Origin of the sequence: Mesorhizobium sp. J428, assembly GCF_024699925.1 — a bacterium.
Taxonomy (GTDB): domain Bacteria; phylum Pseudomonadota; class Alphaproteobacteria; order Rhizobiales; family Rhizobiaceae; genus Mesorhizobium_A.
Genome location: NZ_JAJOMX010000001.1, coordinates 3,908,889 through 3,928,525, shown reverse-complemented (window position 1 = coordinate 3,928,525; position 19,637 = coordinate 3,908,889). Strand labels below are relative to the sequence as shown.

Here is a 19,637-nt window from a genome sequence, read left to right as displayed (position 1 = left end):
GTCATGCCCAGCACCATCCGCCTGCATCGCGTCCTCAAGGCCCCGCCGGAAAAGGTCTACAAGGCCTTCGTCGACGCCGACGCCCTGTGCCGCTGGCTGCCGCCCTACGGCTTCCTCGGCAAGATCGACCGCTTCGAGGCGAAGGTCGGCGGCGGCTACCACATGTCGTTCCGCAACTTCACCACCGGCCAGGCGCATTCCTTCAGCGTGGAATACAAGGAGCTCGTGCCCGGCAAGAGGATCGTTCACACCGACCGCTTCGACGGCGATTTCATGCCCGGCGAGATGGTCGTCACCATCGAACTCACCGAGGTCTTCTGCGGCACCGACATCAGGATCGAGCAGGCCGGCGTGCCCGATATGATCCCCGAAGCCGCCTGCTATCTCGGCTGGCAGGAATCCCTCCTCCAGCTCGCCCAGGTGGTCGAGCCGGATATCAAGGACGAGTGAAGCGGCGCCTGACGCAGCCTGCGACCCGTCTCCTCACATCAAAGCGGAGACGGGATCGCGCCGGCCAGGAATCCGGCTCAGCCCGAAACCGGAGAGACGCAGATGACGATAACCATCACGGCATTCGAACGGTCGCCGGATGGCGGCAAGGGACTTGCCCGGGACACGCGTGTTCGCTGGGCGCTCGAGGAAGCAGGCTTGCCGTATCAGGTGCGCCTTGTGTCCTTCGCCGACATGAAGCGGCCCGATCATCTGGCCGTCCATCCCTTCGGTCAGATTCCAACCTACGAAGAGGGTTCCCTCTCGCTCTTCGAAACGGGAGCTATCGTCCTTCATATTGCCGAGCGGCACCCAGGCCTGCTGCCCGAGGATCGCGAATCCCGTGCTCGCGCGATCACCTGGATGTTCGCCGCGCTCAACACCGTCGAGCCGCCGATCCTCGAACTGGCCAATGCAACGATCCATGAAAGGGACATGCCGTGGAGCGCGGAGCGCCTTCCACTGGTGAAGGACCGTGTCCGCGCCCCGCTGAACCAGCTCTCGGCCCGGCTGGGCGATGCCGAATGGCTTGACGGGACATTCAGCGCTGGAGACCTATTGATGGTGTCCGTTCTCCTGCGCTTGCGACCCTCCGGCATTCTCGACGAATTCCGGAACCTCGCGGCGTATGTGGCGCGCGGTGAAGCCCGGCCCGCCTACCGCCGGGCCTTCGCCGCGCAGCTCGCGGTCAACGCACCGCCTGTCGGCTGAACCGCCGGCATACTTCGCCGAGGGAATGGAGTTATCATCCGAAGAGCGCCGGCACGCGATCCGGCGCGCTCACGTAATCACAGTCGGCACATCCATGCCGGTCGCCGCTTTGATCCCCGCGATCTCCTCGGCCGCCGCGATCAGGTCGGCCAGCGCTTCCTGCGTCTCGATGCCGTGCTTGGCCGCATCGGGCTCGTAGCGCTCGATGTAGACGCGCAGGGTCGCGCCCGACGTGCCCGTGCCGGAGAGGCGGAACACCACGCGCGAGCCGCCCTGGAAGAGCACGCGGATGCCCTGGTTGCTCGAGGTCGAATGATCCACCGGATCAAGGTAGGAGAAGTCGTCCACGGTCTCCACCGTCAGCCCGCGCACGCTCCTACCCGGCAAGGATGCCAGCTGCGCCCGCAAGCCGGAGATCAGAGCGTTGGCCCTCTCCGTCTCCACGCCCTCGTAGTCGTGGCGGGAATAGTAGTTGCGGCCGAACTCCGCCCAATGCTTCTCGACGATCGCCTTCACCGGCTCCTTCCGCGCCGCGAGGATGTTGAGCCAGAGCAGCACCGCCCACAGCCCGTCCTTTTCGCGCACATGGTCCGAGCCGGTGCCGGCGCTCTCCTCGCCGCAGATCGTCGCCATGCCGGCGTCGAGCAGGTTGCCGAAGAACTTCCAGCCCGTCGGCGTCTCGTACATACCGATGCCGAGCTTCTGCGCCACCCGGTCCGCCGCGCCCGATGTCGGCATCGAGCGGGCAATGCCCTTCAGCCCGCCGGCATAACCCGGCGCATGGCGCGCATTGGCCGCCAGCAACGCCAGCGAGTCCGACGGCGTGACGAAGATGCCGCGGCCGATGATCAGGTTGCGGTCGCCGTCGCCGTCCGAAGCCGCACCGAAGTCGGGCGCCTTGGCCGACATCATCAGGTCGTAGAGATCCTTGGCGTGCACCAGATTCGGGTCCGGATGGTGCCCGCCGAAATCCGGCAGCGGCACGAAGTTGCGCACCGTCCCCTTCGCAGCGCCCAGCCGCTTCTCAAGGATCTCGACCGCATAGGGTCCGGTGACCGCGTGCATCGCATCGAAGGCCATGGTGAAGCCGCCGGCGAACATCGCCCTGATCGCCGCGAAGTCGAACAGGCTCTCCATCAGTTCGGCATAGTCGGCCACGGGATCGATCACCTCGATCGTCATGCCGCCGGCCTCGAACGTGCCGACCGTGTCGATATCGACGTCGGCGAACTCCGCGATCTTGTAGCTGTCGATCACCTTGGTGCGCGCATAGATCCTGTCGGTCAGCTTCTCCGGCGCCGGGCCGCCGTTCGAGGCGTTGTATTTGATGCCGAAATCCTCATGCGGCCCGCCCGGATTGTGGCTCGCCGACAGAACCAGCCCGCCGAACGCCTTGTATTTGCGGATGATGTTGGAGGCGGCCGGGGTCGACAGGATACCGCCCTGCCCCACCATCACCTTGCCGAATCCATTGGCGGCCGCCATGCGCAGCGCAATCTGGATCACCTCGCGGTTGAAGTAGCGGCCGTCGCCGCCGATCACCAGCATCTGGCCCTGAAATCCCTCCAGGCTGTCGAACACCGACTGGATGAAGTTCTGGACATAGTTCTCCTGCTGGAACACCGGCACCTTCTTGCGCAGTCCGGACGTGCCAGGCTTCTGGTCGTCATAGGGTTTGGTGGCAACAGTGCGGATCATGCGTTCATCCTGCGGCAACGAGGGAGCGATAGAGGTCGGCATAGCGCGCCGCGCTATGCGTCCAGGAGACGTCGGACTTCATGCCCTGCTTCTGCATGTTTGCCCATGCCTTGCGGTCGCGATGAAGCGCCAGCGTGCGGCGCACCGCGACCCGGAGCGCGTCCCCGTCCACCGGCGAGAACTGCACCCCCGTCGCGACGCCGGCCGAAAGGGCCGCCTCGTTGGCGTCGATGATCGTGTCGGCAAGCCCCCCTGTGCGGGCTACCACAGGGATGCAGCCGTAGCGCAATGCATAGAGCTGGGTCAGTCCGCACGGCTCGAAGCGCGACGGCACCAGGATCGCGTCGCAGCCGCCCTGCATCAGGTGCGACAGCGGCTCGCTGTAGCCGATCACGACGCCGATCCGGCCGGGATGGCGCGCGGCCGCCGCCAGCAGCGAACCTTCGAGGCTGTTGTCGCCGGAGCCCAGCACCGCCAGCCGCGCGCCCATGCCCACCAGGTCGTCGACCGCGGAGGCGAGCACGTCCATGCCCTTCTGCCAGGTCAGCCGGCTGATCACGCAGAAGATCGGCTCCTCGTCGCGCGCAAGGCCGAAGCGTTCCTCGACCGCACGGCGGTTCTTTGCGCGTGCGCCGAGCGATCTCGCCGAATAGGTCGCCGCCAGATGCGGGTCGGTCTCGGGGTTCCACACCTCCGTGTCGATGCCGTTGACGATGCCGTGCAGAACGTGGTCGCGCACGCGCACCAGCCCGTCCAGCCCCATGCCGAACTCCGGCGTGCGGATCTCCAGCGCATAGGTGGGGCTCACCGTGGTGATCGCATCGGCAAGCTGCAGCCCCGCCTTCAGGAAGCCGACGCCGCCGTAATATTCGACCCCGTCGAGCGAAAGCGCCGCCCCCGGCAGGCCGAGCCCGCCGAAGATCGAGACGGGAAACTGGCCCTGGAAGGCGAGGTTGTGCACCGTCATCACGGTCGGCACCGGTCGCTTGCCGGTGAAGCGGATATAGGCCGGCGCCATCGCCGCCTGCCAGTCATGCGCATGCACCAGGTCCGGCAGGTAGTCTTTCACCGCGCCGGCCGCGATTTCGGCCGCCGCCCTGCCGAGCGCGGCGAAGCGGCGCCAGTTGTCGTCCCAGTCGTTGCCATGTGGGTCGCCATAGGCCCCGCCCTTGCGGTCGTAGAGGTGCGGCGCGTCGAGGATGAGAAGATCGAGCCCGGCCGCGGCTCCGACGAACACCGTCGCCTTGCCGCCGAACAGGTCGGGAAAGGTCGCGACCGCCTTGCGTTTCTTCAACTGCTCCGCCACGCCCGGATAGGCCGGCAGCAGGGTCCGCATCGACACGCCATGCGCCTTCAGCGCCGCTGGCAATGCTCCCGCGACATCGGCGAGGCCGCCCGTCTTGACCAGCGGATAGACCTCCGAAGCGACCGACAGAACCTGCATCTACATCCTCAATTGGCCAGCCGATCGATCATCGGCTGCGTGATCAGGCATACGCCGCCTTCCGAGCGCCTGAAACGCTGCGCGTCAAGCTCCGGGTCGAAGCCGACCGAAAGACCCTCCGGAATTTTCACGCCGCGGTCGATCACGACCTTCCTCAGCGTTGCATTGCGGCTGATGATGCAGTCCGGCAGCACCACCGCCTCCTCCAGCGACGAGAACGAGTTCACCCGGACGCCGGTGAAGAGCAGGCTCTTGCGCAGCGCCGCCCCCGAGATGATGCAGTCGCCCGCCACCAGCGACGACACCGCGGTGCCGCGCCGCCCGTCCTGGTCGTGCACGAACTTCGCCGGCGGCTTGATCTCGGCATAGGTCCATACCGGCCAGTCGCGGTCGTAGATGTCGAGATCGGGCGTCACATGCGTGAGGTCGATGTTCGCCTCCCAATAGGCGTCGATCGTGCCGACATCGCGCCAGTACGGCGCGTCCTCATAGTTGGAGCGCACGCAGGACTTGGCGAAACGGTGCGCCACCGCCTTCCCGTTCGCGACGATCCACGGAATGATGTCCTTGCCGAAGTCGCGGCTCGAATTCGGGTCGGCCGAGTCGCGCCGCAGCTGGTCCATCAGGAACTTGGTCTTGAAGACGTAGATGCCCATCGAGGCCAGTGCGAAATCCGGATTGCCTGGAATTCCAGGAGGATCGGCCGGCTTTTCCACGAAGGCGATGATCTTGTCCTTCTCGTCGACATGCATGACGCCGAAGCCCGTCGCCTCCATGCGCGGCACCTCCAGGCAACCCACGGTCACGTCGGCGTTCATGTCGACGTGCTGGCGCAGCATCAGCTCGTAGTCCATCTTGTAGATGTGGTCGCCGGCCAGGATCACCATGAACTCAGGCCCGTAGGCCTCGATGATGTCGATGTTCTGGAACACCGCGTCGGCCGTGCCTTCGTACCACTGCGTCTCCGACACGCGCTGGCTGGCGGGCAGGATGTCGAAGCTCTCGTTGCGCTCCGGGCGGAAGAAGTTCCATCCCCGCTGCAGGTGGCGGATCAGCGAATGCGCCTTGTGCTGCCGTCGCCACGCCAATGCGGCGGATGCCGGAATTGAGCGCGTTGGACAGCGCGAAGTCGATGATGCGCGTCTTGCCGCCGAAGTAAACGGCGGGCTTGGCGCGATAGTCCGTCAGTTCCTTCAGCCGGCTGCCGCGCCCGCCGGCCAGCACATAGGCCATGGCATCGCGGGCCAGCGGCTGTGGGCGTTTGTTCACCATTCACTCCTCCCCTTGTCCGTCATTGCGGAACGAACTCGAACATGAGCGTGGCCAGCGGCGGCAAGGTCACCTCCGCCCCCGCTCCTCCCCCGCCTTCAAGGGCGATCACCCGCCCGAAGTTCCCCGCGCCCGTGCCGCCGTAGAAACCAGCGTCGGTATTCACGATCTCGCGCCATTCGCCTGCCCGCGGTAGCGGGATGCGATAGTTCTCGCGCCGCACCGGCGTGAAGTTGGACACGACCGCGACCGGGTTCGCGCCGGGCGCCGAGCGCAGCCAGGCGAAGACCGAGTTCTGCCGGTCGTCGACCACCAGCCAGGCAAAGCCCTCCGGCTCGCAGTCGCGCGCGTGTAGCGCGGGCTTGGAGCGGTAGATGTGGTTCAGGTCGCGCACGAGCTGGCGCACGCCCTCGTGCGGGCCGTATTGCAGCAGCTGCCAGTCGAGCGCCTTCGCCTCGCTCCATTCGGCGCGCTGCGCGAATTCCTGCCCCATGAACAGGAGCTTCTTGCCCGGATAGCCCCACATGAAGCCGTAATAGGCGCGCAATGTCGCGAACTTCTGCCAGTCGTCGCCCGCCATCTTGCTGAGCAGCGTCCCCTTGCCGTGCACCACCTCGTCATGGCTGAGCGGCAGGACGAAATTCTCCGAGAAGGCGTAGAGCAGGCCGAAGGTGATCTCGTCGTGGTGATGCTTGCGGTGCACAGGCTCGCGCGACAGATACGCAAGCGTGTCGTGCATGAAGCCCATGTTCCACTTGAAGCCGAAACCGAGCCCGCCCTCGTGCACCGGCTGCGACACCTTCGGCCAGGAGGTCGATTCCTCCGCAATGGTCATCACGCCGGGATGATGGCCGTAAACCGCCTTGTTCATGTCCTGCAGGAAGCGCACCGCCTCCAGGTTCTCGCGGCCGCCGAACTCGTTCGGCACCCATTCGCCTTCCTTGCGGGAGTAGTCGAGGTAGAGCATCGAGGCGACCGCATCGACCCGCAGCCCGTCGAGATGGTATTTCTCCGCCCAGAACAGCGCATTGTTGACGAGGTAGGATTTCACCTCGCGGCGGCCGAAATTGTAGATCGCCGTGTTCCAGTCGGGATGGAAGCCCTTGCGCGGGTCCGCGTGCTCGTAGAGCGCGGTGCCGTCGAAGCGCGACAGGCCGTGCGCGTCGGTCGGAAAATGCGCCGGCACCCAGTCGAGGATGATGCCGATCCCAGCCCTGTGGGCGCCGTCGACGAAGCGGGCGAAGCCTTCCGGCTCGCCGAAGCGCGCGGTGGGGGCGTAGAGCCCCGTCGTCTGGTAGCCCCATGACGGATCGTAGGGATGTTCGGTGATCGGCAGGAATTCGATATGGGTGAAGCCCATGTCGGCGACATAGGGGATCAGCCGGTCGGCGAGTTCGTCCCACGACAGGAAGGTGCCGTCGTCGCGACGCTGCCAGGAGCCGGCATGCACCTCGTAGGTCGTGATCGGCTGGCGGCGGATGTCGACGCTGCGCCAGAAGTCGCGATGCGCCTGGTCGCCCCATTCATGCGCCAGCGGCTTCTCGGTCACCGAGGCCGTTGCCGGCCTCAGCTCCGAGCGGAAGGCGAAGGGATCGGCCTTCAGCGGCACCGCCTTGCCGTTTCCAGCAATGATCTCGAACTTATAGGGCCGGCCCGCGCCAATGTCGGGCACGAACACTTCCCAGATGCCGACATCCTTGCGGTGGCGCATCGCATGGCGGCGTCCGTCCCAGTCGTTGAAGTCGCCGACGACTGAGACGCGCTTCGCGTTCGGCGCCCAGACCGCGAAATTGATGCCGTTCGCCCCCTCGTGCTCGATCAGATGCGCGCCCAGTCTGTCGAAGAGCCTGAGATGCGAGCCTTCCGCGATGTAGTAATCGTCCATCGGCCCCAGCACCGGGCCGAAGGAATAAGGATCGGTGATCCACCACTCGCCGCCCGCATTGGCCGCCCGGTATTTCAGCGGCTGGCGGGCCTTGAGGCTCACCTCGCCCTCGAAGAAGCCTGCGCCATGGCGCATCTGCAAAACGCCGCACGCCAAGCCGTCCAGCGTGAACGCCTCGACGCTGCCTGCGTGGGGGATGAAGCAGCGCGCGACATATCCCTTGCCCGCCGGGTGGACGCCCAGGATCGCGAACGGATCGCCATGCGTTCCGGCGACGACGGCATCGACGTCGCCGGCGGACGCGCGTCCGTCCGCGGCCTTCGCCGCGGCCTTGGGGGTCGTCCTCCTCATGCCCTCGTCTTCCCCCCTTGCTCGGTATGCAGCTCCCGGATCGTCTCCTCCGATCAGACGGGCACGTTCCAGATTTCGCGGGCGTATTGCCTGATGGTGCGGTCGGACGAGAAGAACGCCATCCGCGCGGTGTTGCGGATCGCCTTGGACAGCCATTGCGGGCTGTTCCTCCAGAGGTGGTCGACCTCGCGCTGCGCCCTGCAGAAGGCGTCGAAATCCGCCGCGACCATGAACCAGTCGTGGCTGTAGAGGCCATCGATCAGGTCGCGATAGCGGTTCGGATCGTCCGGTGAGAACACGCCGGACGAGATAGCCGACAGCGCCTGCGACAGTTCGGGAGAGCCCTCGATGATCGCGCGCGGATCGTAGCCGCCCTTGCGGCGCTCGGCGACCTCCTCAGCCGTCAGGCCGAAGATGACGATGTTGTCGTCGCCGACGCATTCCTTGATCTCGACATTGGCGCCGTCGAGCGTGCCGATTGTGATCGCGCCGTTGAGCGCGAACTTCATGTTGCCGGTGCCGGACGCCTCCAGCCCCGCGGTCGAGATCTGCTCGGAGAGATCCGCCGACGGCACCATTACCTCGGCCATCGAGACGTTGTAATTCGGCATGAACACGACCTTCAGCAGGCCACGCACCGAAGGATCGCCATTGATCGCCCGCGAGACGTCGTTGGCGAGCTTTATGATCAGCTTGGCATTGTGGTAGCTCGGCGCCGCCTTGCCACCGAACAGTTTGACGCGCGGCACCCAGTCCTTGTCCGGATTGCTGCGGATCTGGTCGTAGAGCGCCACCGCCTCCAGGATGTTCAGCAGCTGGCGCTTGTATTCGTGGATGCGCTTGATCTGGATGTCGAACAGGGCCGACGGATCGATCCACGCGCCGGTCCGCTCATGCGCGAGTGTCGCCATGCGCTCCTTGTTCGCCCGCTTCACGGCGGCGAACTTCTCGCGAAAGACCGCATCGTCGGCGAACTTGTCCAGCTCGGCGATCTTCTCGATGTCGTCGAGGAAGCCGTCGCCGATCGCCTCGCGCACCAGCGAGGTGAGGCCGGGATTGGCCTGCATCATCCAGCGGCGCGGCGTGATGCCATTGGTCTTGTTGTTGATCCGGTCCGGATACAGCATGTGCAGGTCGTGGAACACGGTCTGCTTCATCAGGTCGGTGTGCAGCGCCGACACGCCGTTGATCGAGTGCGAGGCCGCAAAGGCCAGGTTGCCCATCCGCACGCGCCGCTCGCCGTCCTCGCCGATCAGCGAGATCGAGCGGATGTGCGCGTCGGTGAAGCCTTCCTTGGCGCGGGCCTCGTGCAGCACCTGCGCGTTGATCGCATAGACGATCTGCATGTGGCGCGGCAGGATGCGCTCGAACACCGTCACCGGCCAGCTTTCCAGCGCCTCGGGCAGAAGCGTGTGGTTGGTGTAGGCGAAGGTGCGCTTGGAAATGTCCCAGGCGGTGTCGAAGTCGTGGCCGTGCACGTCCATCAACAGCCGCATCAGCTCGGCCACCGCGATCGCCGGATGCGTGTCGTTCATGTGGATCGCGGCTTTGTCGGGCAGCGACAGAAGCTCGCCGTACTGGCCGAGATGCCGGTGTATGATGTCCTGCAGCGACGCGGCGGAGAAGAAATACTCCTGCCTCAGCCGCAGTTCCTGGCCTTCGATATGCGAATCCGCCGGATAGAGCACGCGGGTCAGCGCCTCGGCCATGTTGCTCTCGCGCAGCGCGCCGATATGGTCTCCGGCATTGAAGGCGGCGAGCATGATCGGGTCGACCGGCAGCGCCGACCAGAGGCGCAGAGTATTCACCCGCGCCCCGCGCCAGCCGACGACGGGCGTGTCGTAGGCCACCGCGATCACGCTGTGGTTCGGTTTCCAGACATGCCGTTCCAGCCGCCCCTTCGCGTCGGTCACCGACTGGACAGTCCCGCCGAAGCCGATCTCGATCGAGCGCTCGCGGCGCTCGAACTCCCACGGATTGCCGTGGTCGAGCCAGGTTTCGGGCAGCTCCACCTGCCAGCCGTCGGAGAATTCCTGCCGGAACAGCCCGTGCACGTAGCGGATGCCGTAGCCGTGCGCGGGAACGTTGACGGTCGCCATGCTCTCCATAAAGCAGGCTGCGAGCCGTCCGAGGCCGCCATTGCCGAGCGCTGCGTCCGGTTCGAGCGCCGCGATCGTCTCGATGTCGACGCCGAGCGTCGCCAGCGCCTTGCGCATGTCCTCAAGCATGCCGATGTTGGAGAAGGCGTCGCGCATCAGCCGGCCGATCAGGAACTCCATCGACAGGTAGTAGACCCGCTTGGCCTTGGTGTCGTAGGCGGCCTTGGTGGATTCGATCCAGCGCTCGATAACGCGGTCGCGCACCACCTGGATCGAGGCCGTCAGCCAGTCGTGCCGGGTCGCCACCGACGCGTTCTTGCCGAGGCGATAGGTCAGGCAGTTGAGGACCTCCTCGGCGAGTTCCGCCGGATCGCTGCTCTTCAGGGAAGGTCTGGGAAGGTCTGTCGTCATCGCCTGGTTCATGGTCGCCCTCATGTCGGAAACGGCGGACCCCTCGGCCGCCAGCCGCTCCAGGTTTCCTTCACTCCTCCCGAACCTCATGCTAGCGGCGAAAATCCGGAACTCAAACGGTATTCTTCGGCGCGCAAGGTTCCGCGCCGAAGCTCGTCAGGCCGCCAGCGCATCCTCCGGCGGCTTCTTCGCCCCTGTCATCAGCGCCACCGCGTCCGACATCGAAATCTGCTTCGGATCAACGACGCAGAGCCTGCGCCCCAGCCGGTGGATGTGGATGCGGTCGGCCACCTCGAAGACATGCGGCATGTTGTGCGAGATCAGCACGATCGGCACGCCGCGCCGGCGCACGTCGAGGATCAGTTCCAGCACGCGGCGCGATTCCTTCACGCCGAGTGCCGCCGTCGGCTCATCCATGATGATGACCTTCGAGCCGAAGGCCGCCGCGCGCGCCACCGAAACGCCCTGGCGCTGGCCGCCCGACAGTGTCTCCACTGCCTGGCCGATGTTCTGGATCGTCATCAGGCCGAGCTCTGACAGCTTTTCCCGCGCCCGCTTCTCCATCGCCGGACGGTCGAGCATGCGCAGCCATTGCCCCATGAAGCCCGGCTTCCTGATCTCGCGGCCGAGGAACATATTGTCGGCGATCGAAAGCGCCGGCGAAAGCGCCAGGTTCTGGTAGACGGTCTCAATGCCGGCGGCGCGCGCCTCCATCGGTGACTTGAACGCCACCTTCTGCCCGTCCAGCTCGATCTCGCCCTCGTCGGGCGTGACCGCGCCGGAGATCGCCTTGATGAGCGAGGATTTTCCCGCCCCGTTGTCGCCGATCACGGCGAGGATCTCGCCGTGATTGAGATCGAAATCGGCCCGGTCGAGGGCGGTGACGCGGCCGTAGCGCTTCACGAGGCCGCGCGCTGTGAGGATGGGTTTCGCGGACATCAGCCTGCAACCTTTCTGATCCACTGGTCGATCGCGACCGCCGCGATGATCAGCACGCCGATGAGGAGATAGGTCCACTGCGGGTCGGTGCCCCACAATCTTAGACCGAGCGAGAACACGCCGACGATCAGCGCGCCGAACAGCATGCCGAGGATCGAACCGCGCCCGCCGAACAGCGAGATGCCGCCGATCACCACCGCCGTGATGGATTCGATGTTGGCGAACTGGCCCGCCGTCGGCGACACCGAACCTAGCCGCCCGATCAGCGCCCAGCCGGCCAACGCGCAGATCAGCCCCGAGATCACGTAGACCGACACGAGCATCGGCTTGACGCGCACGCCGGCCAGTTCCGCCGAGTCCGGATCGTCGCCGATGGCATAGAGATGCCGGCCGTACGCGGTATGGTTGAGGATGTACCCAGAGCAGCAGCACCAGCAGCACCATCGTCACCACGCCGAGCGTGAAGACGGCGTTGCCGACCCGGAAGCTCGCCCCGAAGAGCTGCAGCAGCGGCGCCTGCGTCTCGATGTCCTGGCTGCGGATCGTCTCGTTGGCTGAATAGAGGAAGTTGGCGGCCAGCACGATCTGCCAGGTGCCCAGCGTCACGATGAAGGGCGGCAGCTTCCAGTAGGCCACCAGCACGCCGTTGATCCAGCCGCACAGCGCGCCGACCGCGAAGCCGCACAGCACCGCGATCGACGGCGGCAGGCCGTAGCGGAACGCAAACTGGCCCATCACGACCGACGACAGCACCATGATCGCGCCGACCGACAGGTCGATGCCGGCAGTCAGGATCACCAGCGTCTGCGCCGCGCCGACGATGCCGACGATCGCCACCTGCTGGAGGATCAGCGTCATGGTGAAGGCGGAAAAGAACTTCGACCCGAGGATCACGCCGAAGATCAGCAGCGACAGCACCAGCACGATCAGCGGCACCGCCGCCGGATTGCCGTGCAGGAAGTGCTGCGCCTTCTGCAATGGGCCTCTCTCATGTCCGTCGAACGACGCGACGGCTTTGGAGCTGTCGACCAGCACCTTCTCGAATTCCTGCGATGGCTGTGAAGCCGGTACCGTATCGGCCATCTTGGCCTCCTCCCTGAAGCCGCCCCTAAGCCGGGCGATCGGCTTCCTGCGGACGGCCACGCCGCCCGAAGGAGCTTTTCAGTATGGTCCGCCCGGCGAAGGCGGGAATCAAGAGCAATGAAGGATCCGCCAGCTCCACCGTCTCCGGTCCGGGTCCCGCCGCCCCTTGTCCCCTCGGGGGTCCGAAGGACGGGCGAGACCGTTGGCTCGCCCCGGCTCAGGTGGCCGCAAAGCGGCCGGATGAGGGGGCTGCACGCTCCACCGTCGCCCGGCCCGGGTCCCGCTGCCTGCGGCAGCTCCCGGGCGTTCGAACCCTTTCGCCGTGCCACCGGCACGGCGAATTCGCTGCGCGAACCGGGTTCTCACCCCCAGCACTTCTCCGTGCCTTCCTTTACGCTGATCGACGGCACGCCTTCAGCGGGCTTGTCGGTCACCAGCGCCACGCCGGTGTCGAAGAAGGTCTTGCCCTCGGTCGGCTTCGGCTTCTCGCCCGTCTCAGCGAACTTTTTGATCGCCTCGACGCCAAGCGAGGCCATCAGCAGCGGATATTGCTGCGAAGTCGCGCCGATCACCCCGGCCTCGACGTTCTTCACGCCCGGGCAGCCGCCGTCGACCGAGACGATCAGCACGCCCTTCTCCATGCCCACCGCCTTCAGCGCCTCGTAGGCGCCTGCGGCGGCCGGCTCGTTGATGGTATGGACGACATTGATGCCGGGATCCTTCTGGAGCAGGTTCTCCATCGCCTTGCGGCCGCCCTCCTCATTGCCGTTGGTCACGTCGTGGCCGACGATGCGCGGGTCATCCTCGTCGCCGATCTTGTTGATGTCCTTCACGTCGATGCCGAAGCCCTTCATGAAGCCCTGGTCGCGCAGCACATCGACCGTCGGCTGCGACGGGGTCAGGTCGAGGAAGGCGACCTTGGCGTCCTTGGCCTTGTCGCCCAGCGTCGCCGCGGCCCACTTGCCGATCAGCTCGCCGGCGAGAAGGTTGTCGGTCGCGAACGTCGCATCGGCCGCATCCGCGGGCTCCAGCGGCGTGTCGAGCGCAATCACGAGGATGCCCGCGTCGCGCGCCTTCTTAACCGCCGGCACGATTCCGGCCGTGTCGGACGCGGTGATCAGGATGCCCTTGGCGCCGTCGGCGATGCAGGTCTCGATCGCAGCCACCTGGCTCTCGGAATCGCCGTCGATCTTGCCGGCATAGGATTTGAGGTCGACGCCGATCTCGGCGGCCTTTGCGGTCGCGCCCTCCTTCATCTTCACGAAGAAGGGGTTGGTGTCGGTCTTGGTGATCAGGCAGGCGCCGACGCCGGCGGCCGAAGCGGGCATCGACAGCGCCAGGAGCGCAGCCGCGGCCGCGCCGAAGACGGTTGTTTTCAGGATTGCGGATGTGGTCACGGTAGTCCTCCCGGGAAAAGTGACGATGTCGAAGGCATCACGCCGGCCTCCCTGACGGCGGCACCCGCCACGAGGGCCAGGATACACCCTAAGCGAACACGATGAATCGCGATGAGTCAATAGATAATTCACACTTATTTATTATTGACACATTCAATATGCGGCGTCAGACTGCCCCGAAAATCGACAGCGCCCAGGGAGGGGCACGATGGACAGCGCTGCGCTGCGCGCGGACAATGCACCGCGTGATCTCGGCTCCCGCCGGGGCACGAACCAGAGCGGCATGCGCGACTACAACGAGCGCCTCGTCCTCTCGCTCGTGCGTCAGCACGGCGCGCTCGCCAAGACCGACATCGCCCGCATCACTGGCCTGTCTGCTCAGACGATCTCGGTCATCATGCGTGAGCTCGAAGGCGAGGAGCTGCTGCTGCGCGGCGAGCCGATCCGCGGCAAGGTCGGCCAGCCCTCCGTCCCGATGTCGCTCAACCCCGAGGGCGCGTTCTTCCTCGGCCTGAAGATCGGCCGCCGCAGCGCCGACCTCGTGCTCATCGACTTCTGCGGCGCGATCCGCGGCATGGCGCATTCGACCTATGCCTATCCGGAGGCGCGCGCGACGCTCGCATTCGCGCGCTCCGGCATTGCCGACCTGCTCGGCCGGCTCGACGCCACGCAGCGCCGGCGCGTCGCCGGCCTCGGCATCGCCATGCCGTTCGAACTGTGGAACTGGGCGGACGCCGTCGGCGCGCCGCGCTCGGTGATGGACGAGTGGCGCTCGATCGACATCCGGGCGGCACTCTCGGCCGAGCTCCCCTTCCCCGTCTACCTCCAGAACGACGCGACTGCAGCCTGCGGTGCCGAGCTCGTCTTCGGGCAGACCGGCGATTTCCGCAACTTCGTCTACTTCTATGTCGGTGCCTTCATCGGCGGTGGCGTGGTGCTGGAGGGCGCGCTCTATGCGGGGCCTACCGGCAATGCCGGCGCGCTCGGCTCCATGCCGGTCCCCGACGCCTCCGGCCGGCCCGTCCAGCTCATCGACATCGCCTCGATCGCCGTGCTCGAAAGGGCGCTGATCTCTGCCCGCCGCGACGGCGGCATCCTGTGGACCTCACCGGAGGAATGGGGCGATCTCTCGCCCCATCTCGACACCTGGATCGACACCGCGGCTGCGGGCCTCGCCTACGCCATCGTCGCCTCCTCCGCCGTGATCGATTTCGAGGCCGCCGTCATCGACGGCTGGATGCCGAGCGGCGTCCGCTCGAAGCTCGTCGAGGCCGTGGCGCTCAAGCTGCGCCAGTTCGACATCGAGGGGCTGGAACTGCCGGTCGTGCGCGAGGGCACCGTCGGCATCCATGCCCGCGCGCTCGGCGGCGCAAGCCTTCCCTTGTCCGACCGCTTCCTGATCGGCCAGATCGCCATGACGCGGGGCAGTTGAGTGCCCGCCCAGATGTTCCCGGAGTCCGCATGATCCTCTGCTGCGGCGAGGCCCTGATCGACATGCTGCCGCGCGAGACCACGCGCGGCGAAATCGCTTTCGCCCCCTATTCGGGCGGCGCGGTGTTCAACACGGCGATCGCGCTGGGTCGCCTCGGCGCGCCGGTCGAGTTCTTCACCGGCCTGTCCAGCGACCTGTTCGGCGACATGCTGCGCCAGACGCTCGCCGAAAGCGGCGTCGGCACCCGCTACTCGCCGCTCTCGGACCGCCCCACCACGCTGGCCTTCGTGAAGCTGACGAACGGCCAGGCGAAATACGTCTTCTACGACGAGAACACCGCCGGGCGCATGGTCTCCGTCGCCGACCTGCCGGCGCTGGGCGACGAGGTATCAGCGATGCTGTTCGGCGCGATCAGCCTGATCCCCGAACCGTGCGGGTCTGCCTACGAGGCGCTGATGCGCCGCGAGCATAGCCGCCGCGTCACCATGCTCGACCCCAATATCCGCCCGAACTTCATCCCCGACGCCGCCGCCCATCGCGCCCGCATGATGCGCATGGTCGCCATGGCCGACATCGTCAAGCTCTCCGACGAGGACCTCGCCTGGTTCGGCGAGAGCGGCAGCCCCGACGACATCGCCCGCCGCTGGCTGGCACTCGGCCCGAAGCTTGTCCTCGTCACCCGCGGCGGCGACGGCGCCACCGGCTACACCGCAACCGCGACCGTCAAGGTGCCCGCCCGGCGCGTCGATGTGGTCGACACCGTCGGCGCCGGCGACACGTTCAACGCCGGCGTGCTCGCCGCACTGCATGAAAAGGGGTTGCTGACGAAGATAGCGATCGCCCGGCTCGCCGAGGACGACATCCGCGCCGCCCTCGACCTCGGCGTCCGCGCCGCCGCGGTCACCGTCTCGCGGGCGGGCGCAAACCCGCCGCGAAGGGAGGAGCTGTAAGCTCACGCGCGGCGCTTCGGAACCTGCAGTTCGTGCGGCCGGATCAGCGCTTCCGCCGGAATGCCCCATTCGGAGTTCAACCGGTACGCCATCTCCATCGTCAGAGCCCGGCGGCGGTTGAGCACCTCCGAAGCCCGCGAGGCCGAACCGAACAGTGCCGCAAGATCGCTCTGCGCGCGCCCTGTCATATCCATGTGGATCCGGATCGTCTCGACGGGGTCGGCATCCCCGAGCGGAAAGGCATGCTGCTCGTAATGCTCGACCAAAGTTGCTAGGAGGTCCAGCCGATCACCCTCCTCGGTGCCCCGGCGCGGCACCCCACAAGCGCTCGATCTCGGCCAGGGCTCGCGAATGATCTTCAGGAGTGGCGATAGAACGAATATCCATTCGGCGTCCTCAGTGCGCAGACACGGTCAGCGCATCGATGCGGTCATATTCGGCGTGGGTCCCGACGAACTTCACGAACGCAATCTGCCGCACGAAATCGAAGGCCACGATGAGCCGATAGTTTCCGCCGGCGACCTCGAACCTGACCCGTTCCGCGTTCAGCACCTTCGCCTTGGAGAAGGCTGCAGCGATCTCTGCCGTGGAACTCCAGCTCGCCTTCATCGCGAGCCGATACCAATGGTCGAGCGACGCCTGCGCATCGGGATGGCGGCGTGCGAATTCCACAAGCGTGCTTCTGGCGATAACGCGCAACGTGATTTCCCAATACGGGAAATCTAGCCAAGATCAGGGCAAAGTCAACCCTTGGCCCCGCCTTCGGCGACAAACCAGGGATTGGCGAAGTCGACGTCCTCGGCCTGGTTGCGCTTGCCGTAGGTGAAGGGCCCGCCGTCGATCAGGGTCGTGCGGCCGCCTGCGGCGCGCAGCACGGCGTCGCCGGCCGCCGTGTCCCATTCCATCGTGCGGCCGAAGCGGGGGTAGAGATCGGCCTTGCCGCTCGCCAGCAGGCAGAACTTCAGCGACGAGCCGACCGAGACGATCTCGGCGCCGTCATGCCTGTCGATGAACTCGTCCGTCTCCGGCGTGCGGTGCGAACGGCTGGCGACGATCGTCTTCGGACTGGCGCAATCGCGCACGTTGATCTCGCTGCGATCCGTCGGCGTATGCTTTTCGTCCACGGCGACCGCATAGGCCTTGCCCGGACGACCCGAATAGAGCGTGCCCTGGGCCGGCGCATAGACCACGCCGATCTCCGGCACGCCCTTGCGCACCAGCGCGATGTTCACGGTGAAGTCTGGCCGGCGCTTGATGAACTCCTTGGTTCCGTCCAGCGGATCGACGAGGAAGAACGTATCGCCCAGCGCGGGCGGCAAAAGTCCGGCTGACGCTTCCTCCTCCGCAACGCAGGGCACATTCGGAAAGGCAGCGCGCAATCCCTGGAGGATGACGATCTCGGCGCGCCGGTCGGCTTCCGTCACCGGGGAGTGGTCGGACTTCTCCTCCACTGTGATCCCGGCATGGAACACGTCCATGATCTCTGCCCCGGCCAGAAGCGCCAGGCGTTCCAGCTCGGCCAGGATCGCCGCGTCGTCCATTCCGATCGTCATCGCCGCCTCAGGCATCGTTTCTCAGATATAGCCGCGCTCGCGCAACCATGCCTCCAGCGCCTCGGTCAGGTCCTCCGGCGAGCGGCCGGAGGTCTTGAGGTGCACGTCGGGATGTTCCGGCGCTTCATAAGGCGAATCGACGCCGGTGAAGTTCTTGATCTCGCCCTTTAGCGCCCGCGCATAGAGCCCCTTCGGGTCGCGGCGCGCGCATTCCTCGAACGGCGTGTCGACAAACACCTCGACGAACTCGCCCTCGCCCATCAGTTCGCGCGCCATGCGGCGCTCGGCCCGGAAGGGCGAGATAAACGACACGAGCACCAGCAGCCCGGCGTCGACCATGAGCCGCGATACCTCCGCCACGCGGCGGATGTTCTCGACGCGGTCCTCCTCGGTGAAGCCGAGGTCGCGGTTCAGCCCGTGGCGGACATTGTCGCCGTCGAGGATGTAGGTGTGCTTGCCGTTGGCGTGCAGTTTCTTCTCGAGCAGATTGGCGATGGTCGACTTGCCGGAGCCCGACAGGCCGGTGAACCACAGCACGGCCGGCTTCTGGTGCTTCAGCTCCGCACGCGCTTTACGGTCGACGTCGAGCGCCTGCCAGTGGACGTTCGACGCGCGGCGCAGCGGATGCAGGATCATGCCTGCGCCGGCAGTGGCATTGGTGATCCGGTCGATCAGGACGAAGGCGCCGGTGACGCGGTTCTCCGCATAGGTGTCGAAGGCGACCGGCGACTGGGTCGAGATGTTGCAGACGCCCACCTCGTTGAGCTCCAGCGACTTGGCTGCCTCATGCGAAAAGGTATTCACGTCGATCCGGTGCTTCAGCTCCGTGACCGTCGCGTTCATCTGGTCGGTCTCGGTCCGCAGAAGATAGGAGCGGCCGGGCAGCATCGGGTGCTCGTCGAACCAGACGATGTTGGCGGTGAACTGATCGGCGACATGCGGCCTCGCGTCCGGCGCGACCAGCATGTTTCCTCGGGATACCTCGATCTCGTCATCCAGAACGATGGTAACGGCCTGCCCTTCGGACGCGGTCTTGAGGTCGCCGCCCTGGACGACGATGCGCTTCACGCGGCTCGGCTTGCCCGACTTCGCCACAACCACCGGGTCGCCCTGCGAGATCGACCCGGAGGCGATCGTGCCGGCGAAGCCGCGGAAGTCGAGGTTGGGGCGGTTCACGTACTGCACGGGGAAGCGGAACGGCTTCTTCTCGTTGTGCGAGGACAGCGGCACCGCCTCGAGATGCTCGAGCAGGGCCGGTCCCGTGTACCAGGCCATGCGGCCGGAACGCTGCGTGACGTTATCGCCATAGCGGGCCGACATTGGGATCGGGGTCAGCGTCTCGAAGCCGAGATCCTTTGCAAAGGCGCGGTAGTCGCCGACGATCCGGTCGAACACGGCACGGTCGAAGCCAACGAGGTCGATCTTGTTCACCGCCAGCACGATGTGGCGGATGCCCAGCAGCGAAGCGATGAAGGAATGGCGGCGGGTCTGGCGCAGCACGCCCTGGCGTGCGTCGATCAGGACGATGGCGAGATCGGCGGTGGAGGCGCCGGTCGCCATGTTGCGGGTATATTGCTCATGACCGGGCGTGTCGGCGACAATGAACTTGCGCTTCGGCGTGGCGAAGAAGCGATAGGCGACGTCGATGGTGATGCCCTGCTCGCGCTCAGCCTCCAGCCCGTCGACCAGGAGCGCGAAGTCGATGTCGTCGCCGGTGGTGCCGAACTTTTTCGAGTCCTTCTCCAGCGAAGCGAGCTGGTCCTCGAAGATCAGCTTGGTGTCGTAGAGCAGCCGGCCAATCAGCGTCGACTTGCCATCGTCGACCGAGCCGCAGGTGAGGAAGCGCAGAAGCTCCTTGTTCTCCTGCTCGTGAAGGAAGGCGTGGACCGCGCTGGCGGCGGCGGGCTTGGGCGCCACGTGCTCCAT

14 protein-coding genes and 2 pseudogenes are annotated in these 19,637 nt (G+C 66.1%); 4 read left to right on the top strand and 12 right to left on the bottom strand.

Translation table 11 applies throughout. The annotated features are described in order from the left end of the window. Positions 1–3 precede the first annotated feature (3 nt). Positions 4–450, top strand: a complete 447-nt coding sequence (locus LRS09_RS19695; protein WP_257808569.1) for an SRPBCC family protein — start codon at positions 4–6, stop codon at positions 448–450. 102 nt (positions 451–552) lie between these two features. Then, positions 553–1,200, top strand: a complete 648-nt coding sequence (locus LRS09_RS19690) for a glutathione S-transferase family protein (RefSeq protein WP_257808568.1) — start codon at positions 553–555, stop codon at positions 1,198–1,200. 69 nt (positions 1,201–1,269) lie between these two features. On the opposite strand, the gene LRS09_RS19685 is transcribed toward LRS09_RS19690, so the two are convergent. The 8 genes and pseudogenes from LRS09_RS19685 to LRS09_RS19650 form a co-directional block, all read right to left on the bottom strand. Beyond that, positions 1,270–2,898: an alpha-D-glucose phosphate-specific phosphoglucomutase gene (locus LRS09_RS19685; RefSeq protein WP_257808567.1), complete on the bottom strand. Its 1,629-nt coding sequence runs from the start codon at positions 2,896–2,898 to the stop codon at positions 1,270–1,272. Positions 2,899–2,902: 4 nt separating this feature from the next. Beyond that, a complete protein-coding gene (gene glgA, locus LRS09_RS19680; protein ID WP_257808566.1) occupies positions 2,903–4,342 on the bottom strand; it encodes a glycogen synthase GlgA in 1,440 nt (479 codons plus the stop codon). An 8-nt stretch (positions 4,343–4,350) separates the two neighbouring features. Continuing rightward, positions 4,351–5,614: pseudogene (gene glgC, locus LRS09_RS19675) on the bottom strand (glucose-1-phosphate adenylyltransferase). A 19-nt stretch (positions 5,615–5,633) separates the two neighbouring features. Beyond that, positions 5,634–7,847 carry a 1,4-alpha-glucan branching protein GlgB gene (gene glgB, locus LRS09_RS19670; RefSeq protein ID WP_257808565.1) on the bottom strand — a complete coding sequence of 738 codons (2,214 nt, stop codon included), beginning with the start codon at positions 7,845–7,847 and terminating at the stop codon, positions 5,634–5,636. Positions 7,848–7,900: 53 nt separating this feature from the next. Next, positions 7,901–10,369: a glycogen/starch/alpha-glucan phosphorylase gene (locus tag LRS09_RS19665; protein WP_257808564.1), complete on the bottom strand. Its 2,469-nt coding sequence runs from the start codon at positions 10,367–10,369 to the stop codon at positions 7,901–7,903. Between the two features lie 144 nt (positions 10,370–10,513). Further along, complete coding sequence (locus tag LRS09_RS19660) at positions 10,514–11,296, bottom strand: ATP-binding cassette domain-containing protein (RefSeq protein WP_257808563.1); 783 nt, start codon at positions 11,294–11,296, stop codon at positions 10,514–10,516. Continuing rightward, a pseudogene (locus LRS09_RS19655) lies at positions 11,296–12,379 on the bottom strand (ABC transporter permease). The gene LRS09_RS19660 and the pseudogene LRS09_RS19655 overlap by 1 nt, the downstream one beginning before the upstream one ends. A 362-nt stretch (positions 12,380–12,741) precedes the next feature. Next, positions 12,742–13,707: a sugar ABC transporter substrate-binding protein gene (locus LRS09_RS19650; protein ID WP_257810265.1), complete on the bottom strand. Its 966-nt coding sequence runs from the start codon at positions 13,705–13,707 to the stop codon at positions 12,742–12,744. Between the two features lie 277 nt (positions 13,708–13,984). Here LRS09_RS19650 and LRS09_RS19645 point away from each other — a divergent pair, with 277 nt between their 5' ends. Further along, positions 13,985–15,208, top strand: coding sequence for an ROK family protein (locus LRS09_RS19645; RefSeq protein ID WP_257808562.1), 1,224 nt, complete (start codon positions 13,985–13,987; stop codon positions 15,206–15,208). A gap of 29 nt (positions 15,209–15,237) precedes the next feature. Then, positions 15,238–16,158 carry a carbohydrate kinase gene (locus LRS09_RS19640; protein ID WP_257808561.1) on the top strand — a complete coding sequence of 307 codons (921 nt, stop codon included), beginning with the start codon at positions 15,238–15,240 and terminating at the stop codon, positions 16,156–16,158. A 2-nt stretch (positions 16,159–16,160) separates the two neighbouring features. Here LRS09_RS19640 and LRS09_RS19635 read toward each other — a convergent pair whose 3' ends face one another. From LRS09_RS19635 to cysN, 4 genes are all read right to left on the bottom strand, one after another. Further along, positions 16,161–16,475 (bottom strand): transcriptional regulator, encoded by a 315-nt coding sequence (locus LRS09_RS19635; RefSeq protein WP_308240318.1) that lies wholly within the window; start codon positions 16,473–16,475, stop codon positions 16,161–16,163. A 79-nt stretch (positions 16,476–16,554) separates the two neighbouring features. After that, positions 16,555–16,830 carry a type II toxin-antitoxin system HigB family toxin gene (locus tag LRS09_RS19630; RefSeq protein WP_257808560.1) on the bottom strand — a complete coding sequence of 92 codons (276 nt, stop codon included), beginning with the start codon at positions 16,828–16,830 and terminating at the stop codon, positions 16,555–16,557. Between the two features lie 71 nt (positions 16,831–16,901). After that, the gene (gene cysQ, locus LRS09_RS19625; RefSeq protein ID WP_257808559.1) at positions 16,902–17,711 is read right to left on the bottom strand and encodes a 3'(2'),5'-bisphosphate nucleotidase CysQ; all 810 of its coding nucleotides are present in this window, start codon (positions 17,709–17,711) and stop codon (positions 16,902–16,904) included. Positions 17,712–17,732: 21 nt separating this feature from the next. Beyond that, the gene (cysN, locus tag LRS09_RS19620) at positions 17,733–19,637 is read right to left on the bottom strand and encodes a sulfate adenylyltransferase subunit CysN (protein ID WP_257810264.1); all 1,905 of its coding nucleotides are present in this window, start codon (positions 19,635–19,637) and stop codon (positions 17,733–17,735) included.

Coding starts and splice junctions, on each gene's coding strand:
- LRS09_RS19685 (WP_257808567.1), bottom strand. CDS start 2,898: ATGATCCGCACTGTTGCCACCAAACCCTATGACGACCAGAAGCCTGGC.
- LRS09_RS19650 (WP_257810265.1), bottom strand. CDS start 13,707: ATGCCCGCTTCGGCCGCCGGCGTCGGCGCCTGCCTGATCACCAAGACC.
- LRS09_RS19695 (WP_257808569.1), top strand. CDS start 4: ATGCCCAGCACCATCCGCCTGCATCGCGTCCTCAAGGCCCCGCCGGAA.
- LRS09_RS19640 (WP_257808561.1), top strand. CDS start 15,238: ATGATCCTCTGCTGCGGCGAGGCCCTGATCGACATGCTGCCGCGCGAG.
- glgB (WP_257808565.1), bottom strand. CDS start 7,847: ATGAGGAGGACGACCCCCAAGGCCGCGGCGAAGGCCGCGGACGGACGC.
- glgA (WP_257808566.1), bottom strand. CDS start 4,342: ATGCAGGTTCTGTCGGTCGCTTCGGAGGTCTATCCGCTGGTCAAGACG.
- LRS09_RS19645 (WP_257808562.1), top strand. CDS start 13,985: ATGGACAGCGCTGCGCTGCGCGCGGACAATGCACCGCGTGATCTCGGC.
- LRS09_RS19665 (WP_257808564.1), bottom strand. CDS start 10,369: ATGAACCAGGCGATGACGACAGACCTTCCCAGACCTTCCCTGAAGAGC.
- LRS09_RS19660 (WP_257808563.1), bottom strand. CDS start 11,296: ATGTCCGCGAAACCCATCCTCACAGCGCGCGGCCTCGTGAAGCGCTAC.
- cysQ (WP_257808559.1), bottom strand. CDS start 17,711: ATGACGATCGGAATGGACGACGCGGCGATCCTGGCCGAGCTGGAACGC.
- LRS09_RS19690 (WP_257808568.1), top strand. CDS start 553: ATGACGATAACCATCACGGCATTCGAACGGTCGCCGGATGGCGGCAAG.
- cysN (WP_257810264.1), bottom strand. CDS start 19,637: ATGGAGCACGTGGCGCCCAAGCCCGCCGCCGCCAGCGCGGTCCACGCC.